This is a genomic window from Thermoanaerobaculia bacterium (genome assembly GCA_018057705.1).
Taxonomy (GTDB): Bacteria; Acidobacteriota; Thermoanaerobaculia; order Multivoradales; family JAGPDF01; genus JAGPDF01.
Genome location: JAGPDF010000006.1, coordinates 101093 through 114357, shown reverse-complemented (window position 1 = coordinate 114357; position 13265 = coordinate 101093). Strand labels below are relative to the sequence as shown.

Annotated in this window: 3 protein-coding genes; all 3 read left to right on the top strand. The window is 71.7% G+C overall.

Annotated features, from left to right (window positions below; translation table 11 throughout):
• Positions 1-527: 527 nt before the first annotated feature.
• Positions 528-1379: a GNAT family N-acetyltransferase gene (locus KBI44_03485; protein ID MBP9143522.1), complete on the top strand. Its 852-nt coding sequence runs from the start codon at positions 528-530 to the stop codon at positions 1377-1379.
• 254 nt (positions 1380-1633) lie between these two features.
• Positions 1634-7102: a hypothetical protein gene (locus tag KBI44_03480; protein ID MBP9143521.1), complete on the top strand. Its 5469-nt coding sequence runs from the start codon at positions 1634-1636 to the stop codon at positions 7100-7102.
• Positions 7014-13076, top strand: coding sequence for an alpha-2-macroglobulin (locus tag KBI44_03475; GenBank protein MBP9143520.1), 6063 nt, complete (start codon positions 7014-7016; stop codon positions 13074-13076). The genes KBI44_03480 and KBI44_03475 overlap by 89 nt, the downstream gene beginning before the upstream one ends.
• The last annotated feature ends 189 nt before the right edge of the window (positions 13077-13265 follow it).

Here is a 13265-nt window from a genome sequence, read left to right as displayed (position 1 = left end):
ATGCTGCCGCGCAGCAGTGGGCACTTCGCGACGTTGATGGCCGGCAGCAAGACGCTCATGGAGTTCCCCGACGACGCGTTCTGAGGCGTAGTGGCGGCCGGGCACTCCGGACGCCGCTGGGGACATAATGCGGCCACTCCAACTTGGCGGCGCGCAGCGGACCTCTCAGCCGCTATGTGTCCTCTGCCGCGAGCATCCTCCGTGAGTAGGCACTCCGGCACTCGGGATCCGGACGCCACCAGGGGACATATTGCGGCCACTCGAAGCCTGCGGCGACCAGCTGCCTTCCCAGCCGCTATGTGTCCCCTGCAGCGAGCACTGTCCCACCGTCCGTGACTGGGCACTCGGGCGCTCGGGATCCAAAGTGGGCTCCTATTTGAGGCGTGGTCGCCCACTCTGGATCCCGAGCGCCCGAGCGCCCCTGTGGAACGAGAAGCTCCGGAAACTGAGGACACACAAGTGGGACACACATCCGTGTGTGTCCCATTTGTGTGTCCCTGACCGTCTGTGCCGATAGACTCCGGCAAATGAACGATCGACAGCTGCCGTTGTTCGCTGGCACCGACCTCGCCGAACGCATCGAAAACGCCGAACGCACGCTGATCTCCGAGGCGGCCCAGGAGGCTGCGCGCCGCACTCCCGAGGGTCGCAGCTTCGCCATGCCGCTCGCGGGCGGCGTGGCGGCCTGGGCGGGCGAAGGCTCGCCGCTCAACAAGATCGCGGGCCTCGGCTTCCACGGGCCGTTGAACGAAGCCGAGCTCGAGGCGGTCGAAAGCGCCTATTCCGAGCGCAGCTGCCCGGTGCAGGTGGAGCTTTCGACCGCCGGTGATCCTTCGATCGCAGCGCTGCTGACTCGCCGCGGCTACATCCTGGTCGGATTCGAGAACGTGCTCGCGCTGGCGCTCGCGCCGGGCCGCGAGGCGGTGATCGCGAAGGCGGTCGAGATTCGCGACAGTCCAGACAGCGAGTTCGACCTGTGGCTCGATCTCGTCGTGACCGGATTCGCCTCACCCGACACCCAGGGTGTCGCCTCGCACGAGGAGTTCCCGCGCGAAGTGATTGCGAGCGCGATGCGTGACTGCATGGCGGCGAACGGCTTCGTGCGCTCGCTTGCGCTGCACGATGGCATCCCGGCCGGGGGCGGGAGCCTCAGGCTCCATGCCGGTGTCGCCCAGCTGTGTGGCGCGGCGACCTTGCCGGCACTTCGCCGGCGCGGCGTCCAGAGCTCGCTCCTCGAGGCGCGCCTGGCGCAGGCGGCGGCTGCCGGCTCGGATGTCGCCGTGGTGACCACCCAGCCGGGTTCGAAATCACAGCAGAACGTCCAGCGGCAGGGCTTCGAGCTGGTTTACGCCCGCGCCATCCTCGTTCGCGAGTCCTGAGCTCGGTCTGCCGGCCCCGCCTCCAAACCTGGAGGCGGTTGGCCCCGCTTTTCGATCGTCACCGCATCCTTTGTCGGGTGCCGTTCGCTAGAATGCGCCCACCGTCTCTCTTGCCGGTACGTGAGGAATTCATGAGTCAGGTTGATCGGGTTGTTCGAGGCCGCTCGCGGGCGGCTTGGCTGTTGCTCTGTTCGGTCGGGCTCGGGAGCTCCGTCGCGGCGCAACCCGCGGACCCTGCGGCTTCGGAGAGCTTCGTGCTGCGCCCCACGGTGGTGCCGGCGGCCGGCCGACAGGTCGCCGAGCTCGAAGTCGCCGATTTCGGACGCTACGCAATCGCCGTGTCGAGCGCCCGGGGCACCGCTCTCCAGGTGCTCGACCGGATGTCCGGCGCAGGCGAGCCCGCCGGCGAAGCCGGCAAAGTGGACGGCCGGGTCGACCTCTTCCTCGACCGCGGCGCAGTGCGTCTCCTGACTTTCGGCAGCCAGTTGGCCACCGGGGAGGCGACCCTCACGGTGACGCCGTTCCGAGAGCGCCCCGCGGAAGGTCTCGCGCCCGGCGCTCCAGATGCTGCCGTGCAACTCGTCGAAGGCAAGGCGGTGGACGGCGAGCTCGCCGATTTCGAGCAGCTCTCCTGGTGGATCGAGATCCGCGAACGCCGCCGCGTTACCTTCGAGGCTGCGGGCCGCAACCTCGCCGACCTGCGCCTCTGGCAGAACGGCTCCTGGCTGGTCGAAGCCGCGCCGCTGGTTGCGGTCATCGAGCCGCGGAGCGGGCGCCCCCTGCGGCGTTGCCAGCTCACCGCCGACCTCGCTCCGGGCCTCTACCGGCTCTCCGCCTATGGCGGGCCCGAGGTGCCGTGGTCCACTGCCGGCGGCGCCGCCGTCGAACGGCCCTTCCACCTCCGTTTCGGTTGGCCGAGGGACGCCCAGACGCTGCGCGAGCGCCGCACGATCGGCCCGCTCGGCTACGACCGCGTGCTGGTCTCGGGCGCTGCCGACTACTTCCGTCTCGAGCTGCCCGAGCCGCTGCGGTCGGACGAGGACACGGCCGGGCTCGAGGTCACGCCGCTCCAGCCGGAAGATCCGTTCTCCCTGACCGGCGATGCCGCCACTCTCACCAAGGAGAACGTGCCGCCGGTGGCCGAGGTCCGGACCGCGGCCGACCCCGAGCGGCAGGTGGTGGTCACGGTGAGCGGCGCCGTAGGGCAGCCCTACGTCCTTCAGCACTTCGCGCGCACCCGCCAGCGCGAGCTCAAGGCGCGTACCAACACCTCGAAGTACTGGATCTCGACGGTGCACGCCGGGCCGGCGGGAGATGCGATCGAGCCGACGGCGATCCTGGTGCGGCGCGGTACCGGGCAAGGCGGCGCGAAGCGGCCGAGCGAGGTGCTGGCGAGCGAGACGGTGGCGCTCTCGGCCGTCGCGGGATGGGCGCGCCGCTTCAACCTGCCGGACACCGCTGCGCTCTACGTCAAGGTCGAACAGGCCGGCACCTACGCCCTGCAGTCGCGCGGCGTCGCCGCGCAGTTCCGGCTCGAGCCGCTGTTTCTCGATCGCTATCCGGAGGGCTGGCAGTCGCCGCCGATGCGGAGCGCGCCGGTCGAGTGGCAGCTCGATCCGGGCTACTACGTCCTGACGCTGCAGCCGGTCGAGGCCGGAATCGCCGAGATCGAGATCTCCGCCAAGACGGGGGCGGGCGGGTCGGCGATGGCGCCGGTCGCCGTCCAGCCGCCGCGGCCCTCGGTCCAGCTCGGCGTCGTGAGCCTCCAGAACAAGCTCGGCTACACCCTCTATCTGAGTCAGCAGCCGGAGGTCGAGGCCGGCATGGTGGTGCGCGAGCTGCCGCTCGATCTCGCCGCCGCTCTGCCGCTCGCCCTGGGTGCGGGCGAAGAGGTCGAGCTGCCGGTGCGCGCCGCCGAGCCCAGCGTTCTCCATGCGTTGACCGAGGAGGGTGGCGGGCTCGAGGTCTCGATCGACGGCGGGCCATGGACGGGGAACGCCGTGGGCGACGCCGCTTCGGTCGTCGGCAAGGGGGAGCATCGCATCCGGGTGCGTTCGACAAGCGACCGGACGGTGCTCGCTTCGATCGGCCTCGTGGCTGCGGCATCCCTCGCGACGACGCCGCTGCCGCAGATCCCGGCCGCGACGCTCGCGGCGCTGCCGGCCTTCCCGCGCCTCGCGGCGACTTCGGCGCAGACCCTCGACCTCGGCGCGGGTGAGGCGCGCACCTTCCTCGTCGGGGCGGACGAGCCGGCGCTCTACCGGTTCGAGTCGACCGGCCTGCTGGCGACCGCCGCCTCCCTGCGTACGCGCACGCGTTCGAGCCTGCTCGCCGCGGAGCAGAACGGCGTCGGCCGGAACTTCGCGCTCGCCGCCTACCTGCGCGAGGGCGACTACCAGCTCACCGTGCAGCCGCGCGGCGCGAGCGCCGGTCATCTCGGACTCGAGTTGGCGCGCGCGCCGATCGAAGCGGCAGGGAGCCTCGCGGAAGGTATCCCGGCGCGCGCCACGATCGACCCGCGTCGCGCCCTCGCCTACCGCTTCCAGGTCACTGAGGCCGGGCGTTTCCAGCTCTCCGCCTGGGGCCTGCGCCGGCCCTTCGCCATGCGGCTCGAAGATGCCGACGGATGGCCGGTGGCGGCACCGCTCGCCCAGGGCCAGCTCGCCGTCGAGCTCGCGCCGGGGGAGTTCCGCCTCATCGTCCTGCCGCAGGCGGTGGCGGCGCGCGCGATCGTCCTCGCGGCCCGCGAGACGGAGCCGGTCGAGCTCTCCGGACATGGCCCGCATGGACTCGAGCTCGATCGCGAGGCCGCGAACCTCTGGCTCGAGCCGGCCGAAGGCGCGCCCCGCGAACCGGATCGCTGGCGCTTCGAGCTGCCGGCTGCGACCGGGGTGACGATCACCCTCTCCGACGAGATGATGGGCTCGATCCGCGCCCTCGCGGGCGGCGGAGCGCTCCCGAACGCCGGCCTGGTGCCGCCCGGGCGGAGCTTCCGCGGCGAGCTCGCGGCGGGAGAGTACGAGCTCCTGGCGGAGTCGTCGCGCAGCAACAACCGGTTGCCCTACCGCGTCGTCGTGCGCACCGACGATCTCGTCGATGGCAGCGTCCGGGAGCTCCGCGCACCGGGCGAGCTCACGATCGCGGTGGGCGCCGCGTCGCAGGTCGAGATCGCCTCGTTCGGTCGCAGCGACGTGCGCGCCCGCCTGATGAGCGAGCTCGGCGCACCGATCGCCTCCTCGGACGACCGGCCCGACGACTGGAACTTCCTGCTCAGTGAGCGTCTGTCGCCGGGCCGATACCGGCTGCGGGTCGAGCCGGTAGGCCTCGGCAGCGCGTCGACGACGGTCGCGATGCGCATCCTGCGCGAGCGCACCGAGGCGTCGCTTGCCGCCGCCGCTCCTGCAATGCGGGCGAACTTCGAGGTCGCGGACGGCGCCGTGGCGGTGCCGCTCGTGCGCCCCGCCGGGACGGAGATCGTCGCCGTCGGCGGGCGCGCCGGCGAAAGCCTCGGCCTGGCGCTCGAAGAGAAGATTGGCGAGACCTGGCGCGTGCGCGCGTCGACCTCGGGGCGCGCCGTGCATCTCGCGCTGCCGATCGCGGAGAGCACCGGCGACCTGCGGTTCCGGATCTGGTCGCTCGACCGCCGCCCGGCGACGGCCGAGATCACGGCGTACGCCGGCGCGATGCCGCATCGCAGCGAAGCCGACCTGGCACGCGGCTTCGATCTCGAAGCTCTGCCCGGCTTCGAGCCGCGCCTCGCCGTCGCGGTGATCGATCTCGCTGAGCCCGGCTGCTTCCGGCGCGAAGGCGAGGCCGCTGCCGACAGCGGACTGCTGCAGGCGCTCGCCGCCGGCTCGACCTTCGAACCGGCCGCGCCGACGCTCGCGCCGGTCGGTTTTTCGATGCCGCTCGCCGTCGCGGCAGCCGAGGGCGGGAGCACGCGGGTGCAGGCGCGTCGCGCCCGGGTCGGGGAGGGCGAGCCGCTGGCGCTCGCGCTGCCTCCGGGAATGCCGATCACCTGCGACGTCGCCGACGGCGGCGCCGCGGTCGTCGAGCTCGAAGCGACCGCCGGCGAGCCTGTGATCGGCTTCCTCGACGGTCGCGGCACGATCGGGCCATCGACGGCCTGGGGCCCGACGAGCGGCGGCCGCGTGCGCAGCGCGACAAGCGCCGGCAAGGGGAGGGCCGTGGAGCTCTGGAATTCGGGTACGAGTCCGGTCGAGGCTCGGCTGTCAGGCTGGCTCACCACCCAGGCGACGGGGGAGCGGATCGGTTGGGGCGCCGGCCGGGCGTCGGTGCGGGCGAGCGAAGCTCTCCTGCTCGAAATGCCGGCGGGCGAGAAGGACCTCCGGCTGACACTGGCTCCTGGCACTTCCGTGCTGGCCCTCGCGCCTGCGAATTCTGATTCCTCCGACGACGCCGAGGCGCTCGTCTGGGCGCCGCTCGACGCGACGACCGAGACCCTGAGCACCCGTTCGAGCCGATTGCTGCTCTTCGGCGCTTCCGGCTCTCCGGGGGAGGTCAGTTTGGAGCTTCTTCCGCACCGCGCGGTGTCCGAGGGGGCGGGGGCGGTCGCCGCGGCAAGCACGCCAATTCTCACCGACCAGCAGCGTTTCGAGCGGCGTTTTTCCTTTACCGGAGCTTTTCGCGTTCCGGTTCCCGCGGCTGCCGCAGGAGGCCCGCGCCGCCTGCACCTGCGCGGCGCCGGTGCGGCGCACTTCATCGGTGCCGACGGCCGCGTGCAGCGTGGCAGCGACTTCGAGCTCTCGCCCGCCGGCGGTTCGCTGCGCTTCGAGCACCCGCCCGGTCTCGTTTCGGCCTGGATCGACGACGGCGCAGCGTCGAATCTCGCGGCGAACGTCCCGGCTCTGGGCAGCGAGCCGGCGCGCGCCCTGGCGCTCCCGGCGACCGTCGAGCTCGCCGGCCCCCTGGCGAGATTCGAGGTCGAGGTCGGAGAGCTCGCGCTCCTCAAGTTGCGCAGTGAAGCGCCGCTCGCGGTGGCCGTGGGCGCGCCCGCGACCCGTTCCGAGATCTATCCCCGGGGTGCGCGGTTCGACGCCGTACTGCCCGCGGGAAAGTCCCTGATCGCCATCCGCGCACTGGCGGGCGAGGATCTGACCGGCGCCGTGACGATGGTCGCAGAGCCGCTGCATCCGCTCGGCGAGGGGCTCGGCGAGGAGTCGCTGCTCGCGCCGGGCGACAGCCGCGGCTACAGCTTCCGGGTGGCACGACCCGCGACGGTGGGGGTCGGCGTGCGGGCCGACCAGGGAGAGGTCGAAACGCTCCTCTTCGAGGCCGGCGGGCGCTACCTCGGCCAGGGCGTGGTGCAGTGGCGCACGTTCGCGGCGGGCGACTACGTGCTGGTCGTCACCGCCCCGGCCGAAGGCCGTCCGGCGCGGATCCGGCCGGCGCTCGTCGGTGCTTCGCCGCCCGGCTCCGGCCCGCCGCCGGAGGAGGCGCGGCGCTTCCTGACGCTTTCGGCCAGCGAGCCCCCTGCCATCGCAGGAGTCGCCGGCGCCCCCGACCTGCCGGAAGACTGGCTCGGCGTGCGCGCAGCGGAGAGTGCTCCAGGCGAGAGCGGCTCCGAGTCGGCCGAAGAGGAATCGTACGGAACGACGGACGAAGGCGAATGGAATGAAGAGAGCGAGTGGGGCGATGGCAGCGATGGCAGCGATGGCAGCGATGGCAGCGATGGCACCGATGGCACCGATGACGGCGACTGAGATGAATCTCCCCACCCTGACGGTCGGCGCACCGAAAACTGAAGCGGTCCGGACCTGGACACGGCTGCTGTTCCTGGCCTTCTTCCCTCTACTGGTCCTTGCTCCGTCTGCAACCACAGCGAGCGCTCAGGTGGGGAAGCCCGGCACGACGACGGTCGTCCCCGACCAGTTCCTGCGCCGCTGGGATCCGGTGACGATCTTCTTCGCGACGCCGACCGGCCCCGCTGCCGGCGGACCGGAGGACGCTCCGGCGCGCTACGTGAAGCTCGAGCCGTCGCAGCCCGGCGCCTTCACCTGGCTCGACGCACGGACGCTGCAGTTTCGCCCGGCGGAGCCCTGGCCGCCGCTCGCGGCCGTCACGCTCAAGGTCTTTGGCAAGAGCTTCCGGCTGGTGACGCTGCTCTCGGCGCCGACCTCGAGCCAGCCGGCGAACGGCGCCGAAGGACTGCCGCCGCTCGAAGCGATCTCTCTCACCTTTCCGGAGCCGATGGCGCCGGAGGCGCTGGCGCGGGCGGTCGCGATCGAGCACCGTCCGCTCCCTGGACTCGCCGGCAACGACACGCGACGTCTTTCGCTCCAGGACTTCGAGGTCAAGAGCGTCGAGCGCGCCTCGCCCGGCGACGCCGCGACCTATGTGCTGCGCCTGCGCCAGCCGATTCCCCTCGGGCGCAAGGTCTTCGTGCGCTTCCGGCTTCGCCTCGATGATGGCGGACCGGCGAGCGCGGGACCGGCTCGAGGCCCGGACGCCTCCGTGAGCGAGCTCGCCTTCTCGACCGCGGAGCCGTTCCGCGCCGTGCGCTTCGGCTGCCGCAGAGCGCAACTGCCAGTGGTTGCGAGCGGCGCGCGCTACCCGGGCGAGCAGGCGCTAGCCTGCGAAGAGAGCGACCCGGCGATCGTGGTCGAGTTCAACGCCCCGCTCGAGAGCCTCGCCGAGGCCGGGGCCATCGCCGGCCGTAACTTCGTGCGCATCACGCCGGCCGTGGCGAATCTCGCCTTCACGTTCGCCGGCAAGCGTCTCGAAGCGCGCGGCGACTTCTCCCGCGAGACCGCCTATCGCGTGACACTCGCGCCGACGCTGCTGCGCGACCAGGGAGGCCGGGCGCTCGACCTCTCGGGCGCGAACGAGGCGACGCTCGCCTTCGCGCGCCCGAGTCCCTACCTGCACTGGGGCGCCTCCGCCGGCGTCGTCGAGCGCAGCGGTCCGAAGATGGTGCCGGTCGCCGGTCGCGGCGACGAACGGCTCGACCTGCGCCTGCACCGGATCGATCCGCTCGACCGCTCGTTCTGGCCGTTCCCCGACCGTCCGGTGGAGGTCGACGAGAACCAGCGGCCCCCCGGCCCCGGCGAGCAGCCGCAGCCGTTCAGCCGGGCCGACGGCACGATCTCTCCGGAAGGCCTCGCACAGCAGATCGCCAACCTCGGCTCGCCCGGAGTCTCGGCGCTGGTCGACCTGCCGTTGCGCCGCGACGGCGCGTCGGCGGCCTTCGGCCTCGATCTCGCGCCCTACCTCCTCCGCCTGGCTCCCGGCGCCTCTGGTTCTTCCGATTCCGCGCCGGGCACCTATCTCGTCGGATTGCGGCGGTTGAGCTCCGGCAGCGGTTCCGACACCCGGGGAATCCGCAGCTGGATGCGTCTGCAGGTGACCGACCTCGCCCTCACGACACTCGAAGAGCCGGCGCAGACGATCTTCGTCGTCACCTCGCTCGCCAGCGCCGAGCCGCTCGCCGGGGCCGAGGTCACGGTGGAAGGGAGCGTAAGGCGTGGGCCGAGCGATGTCGTCTGGGAGCCGCTCTTCCGCGGCACGACCGATGCCGCCGGCCGGGTCGCCTGGAAGGCACCCGGTGGGGAAGAAGCCGTCCGCCGAGAGGTCCGGCGCATCGTCGTCGCCCACGGCGACGACCGGCTGGTGCTCGATCCGCAGCAGGCGCCCGACGGTTTCCACGACGGCAGCTGGTCGGAGTCGGGCGAGAACTGGCTGCAGTGGACGCAGGAAGGCCTCGACTGGCGTGGCGAGTTGCCGCAGGGCCTGGCGCACATCTTCGTCGAGCGGCCGGTCTACCGTCCAGCGGAACCGGTGCACATCAAGGGGTTCTTGCGGCAACGATTCCAGGGTCACCTCGAAGCGCTCACCGGCGACGGATTCCTCGTCGTCGAGGGCCCGGGCGATCTCGTCTGGCGCTATCCCCTGACGGTCGAGGAGTCGGGGAGCTTCTACTGGAAGTTCGACGAGCAGGACCTGCCGACCGGCACCTACCGCGTGCGCTTCGAGTTCCCGGACAGCGAGCTCGGGCTTACCATCTCCGGTACCGCGAGCTTCCGCAAGGAGGCCTACCGGTTGCCGCAGTTCGAGGTTCGTCTCGACGCGCCCGAACGCGCGGCGCTCGACCGGCCGTTCGACGTCGACCTGACCGCGAGCTACTACGCCGGCGGGCGCGTCGCGGCGCGTCCGATCGCCTGGCGGGTCACGCAGTTCCCCTACGAATGGACGCCCAAGGCGCGCACCGGCTTCTTCTACTCCTCGGACGGGCGGTTCTCGCGGGTGGCGCGCTTCGAGTCGACCCCCGCGCTCGAGCGCGCCGACTCGACCGACGAGTCGGGGAGCGCCAAGCTGACGCTCAACCCTGCGGTCGAAGCGACCGCGCAGCCGCGCACCTACGTCGTCGAAGCGACGGTGGTCGGCGCCGACGACCAGACGGTGACCGCGACGCGTTCGATCGTCGCGCTGCCGCCGTTCGTGCTCGGACTCGACGTTCCCCGCTACATGGAGAAGGCGACCGGCGCCGGGCCGTTGCGCGCCCGGATCCTCGTCGTCGGACCGAACGATCAGCCGATCGCCGGACAGAGAGTCACGGTGCGGCTCATCCAGCGGCAGTGGCACGCGCACCTGCGCGCCAGCGACTTCTCCGACGGTGTCGCGCGCTACGTCACCGAGGTCGTGGACGAGAAGGTGCTCGAGCGCCAGGTCGTCTCGACCGCCGAGGCCCTTGCGGTCGAGCTCGAGCTGCCGGAGGCGGGGGTCTACGTCGTCGAGCTCGAGGCACACGACCGCCTCGGGCGCGCCCAGACGGTGGCGGTCGATCTCTTCGCCGGCGGCGGGGAGCCGGTGGCGTGGGAGAAGCCGCCGACGGCGGTCTTCGAAGTGACTCCCGACAAGTCGAAGTACGCTCCCGGCGAGCGCGCCAGGCTCGTGCTCCAGAGCCCCTTCCAGACCGGCGAGGCGCTCGCCGTGGTCGAGGCGCCCGACGGCAACCGCTACTCCTGGCTGCCGGTGCGCGGCGGGCAGGCGACGTTCGAGCTCGCCGTCGAAGGCGACTGGGCGCCGCGCCTGCCGGTGCACTTCCTGCTGATGCGCGGCCGCCTCGACGGGACGAAACCGGTGCCCGGCAACGCGACCGATCTCGGGCGCCCCTCGACCTTCGGCGCCACGGCGTGGCTCGAAGTCGAACCGGTGGACAACCGGGTCGTCGTCGAGCTCGAGTATCCGGAGCGCGCCCGACCGGCCGAGGAAATCGAGGTCGGGATCCGATTGAAGGATCCGGCTGGCGCCCCGCTCGCGGGTGAAGTCACGCTCTGGCTGGTCGATCAGGCGGTGCTCGCGCTCGGGCGTGAAGCGCGTCTCGACCCGCTGCCCTCGTTCCTCGCCGCGGTGCGCTCGTTCTTCACGGCGCGCGACACACGCTCGATGATCTTCGGCTTCCTGCCGTTCGTCGAGCGGCCGGGCGGCGACGAGGGTGAAGAGGGCAGAGACCTCCTCGACCGTCAGACGATCCGCAAGAACTTCCAGGCGGTGCCGTACTACAACCCAGGCGTCGTCGTCGGGCCCGACGGCACGGCGCGCGTCAAGGTCCGGCTCGCCGACGACCTGACGAACTTCAAGCTGCGCGCCAAGGCCATCGCGGGCCCCGAGCGCTTCGGCTTCGCGGTCGGTCACCTCGAGGTCCGGCAGCCGGTCGTCGTGCAGCCGGCGCTGCCGCGCTTCGTGCGCCCCGGCGACCGCTTCCTCGCCGGGGCGACCGGGCGGCTGGTCGAAGGCGACTCGGGTCCGGGCAAGGTGTCGGCGCGCTTCGAGGGCGTCACCCTCGACGGGCCGGCGACGAAGACGTTTGACTGGGTTGCGAACCGCGCCCTGCGCTTCGACTTCCCGGTGTCGATTCCGACCCCGGGCTACGACGCCTCCGGCCGGCTGACGCGGAGCGACGTCCTCTTCCGCATCGGGGCCGAGCGCACCTCGGACGGCGCGGGCGATGCGGTCGAGATCCGGCTGCCGCTGCGCGATGACCGGGATCGCGTCGTCCTGACGGACGCCGCGACGCTTCTTCCCGGGACGCCGTGGAAACTGCCGGAGGCCACTGAGGCGGCGCGGCCCGGGTCGCTCCGACGCAAGCTCCTGGCGTCCTCCGAGCCGGGGATTCTCGAGCTCGCCTCGGGGCTCGACTTCCTGCTGCGCTATCCGTATGGCTGCACCGAGCAGCGGCTCGCGACGTCGCGCGCCCAGCTCGCGCTGCGCCGCTTCCGCGACCTGCTGCACCTCGAGGGAGGCGAGTCGGCGCTCGACCGGGCGGTGAAGGACACGCTCGACTGGATTCCACTGGTCGAGCAGCCGAACGGCCTGGTGGCCTACTGGCCGGGCTCTGCCGGCTCGGTAGCGCTGACCTCGTGGACGGCCGAATTCCTCGCCGAAGCCCGCGAGGGCGGTTACACGGTGGACGCCGAGCTCCTCTCGCGCCTCACGCGGGCGCTCGAACAGGCGCTGCGTTCGGACTACTCGGGCTTCGCCGACGGCGAGTCGTGGGCGGAGCGGACGTGGGCCCTGCGGGCGCTCGCTCGGCTCGGCCGCTTCGACGCCGCCTACGGCAACGAGCTCGCGCGGCGGGCGCAGTTCCTCGATCTCGAGAACGTCGCCAACGTCGTCACCGCCTTCGACCGCGCCGGGCTCGCGACGGCTCCGGCCGTCGCCCCGCTCGCCGACGAGCTCTGGAACGGCTTCGTCGTGCAGCTCTATCAGGGCAAGGAGTCTTACGGCGGGCTGAAGGACCGCCGCGAGTTCGCCAACGGTCTGCTGCTGACATCGGAAGCGCGCACGATGGCCGAGATGACGCGGGCGCTCTCGGGCCGCGCGGGCGACTCGAGCAAGGCCGGGAAGTTCTCTCTGCTCTCGGGTGCGCTCATCGCGCGTGGCGGGGGCGACGGTTGGGGCTCTACGAACGCGAATGCGTCGGCGATCCTGGCGCTTGCAGAAATGCTCGGTAAAGGGAGGTTGGAGACGTCTTCGTCGTCGTTGACGGTTGCGGCGGCAGGGGCTTCGACGAGCCTCTCTCTGGGGGCCGGCTCGCCGACCGCTTTCTGGCAGAGCACCGACGGCGGTCCGGCGTCGCTCACGCTGGTGAGCACGGGTCCCGCGCCGGAGGCGCAAGGTAGCGGAATCGGCGCGCGCGCCGAGCTCAGTTACCTGCCGGCGGCTCCGGGATCGCAGGCCGCTCCGCGACGCGACGGTTTCGTCGTGACGCGCGAGCAGCTGGTCTATCGGGCTGGCGCGGTTTCCGGGGCACCCCCGGAGCGCATCGCTCTCGACGCGCCGGGAACCGCGGTGGCGCTCACCGTCGGCGAGGTGGTGGAGGAGCACGTGCAGGTGGTGAATCCCTCCGACCGCAACTTCGTCGCGGTCGTGGTACCCCTCGCCGCCGGCATGGAGCCGCTCAACCCGCGCCTCGAGACCGCCCCGCCGGAAGCCAAGGCCGCCGGCACCCTGACGCTCACCCCGACCTACGCCGCCTACTTGGACGACCAGGTCGCCTTCTACTTCAACGAGCTGCCCAAGGGGACCTACGACTTCTATTTCCGCACCCGCGCCCAGGTCCAGGGCGACTTCATCCAGCCCCCGGCGAAGGCCGAAATGATGTACGACGCCAGCCAGCTCGGCACCAGCGCCGGCGCGACGGTGAGTGTCCAACGGCCTGCGGGAGGGGAGCAGTAGGGGCCCGTCCCAAGACTGCCTCCGAGTACGCCGCGGTCGCCGCGGCCTGGACCGCCGTCAACGTCAAGTAAGCCGTCGACAGCAGTCCCGTCGGCAGTTCGGGGCCCCCGCGCGAGCGGGGGCCTTCTTTCTCGCTCTCTCTTGTCGCCCTGCGGCCTGATTCTCCGTTCTACCGGACGGAGGTCTCTC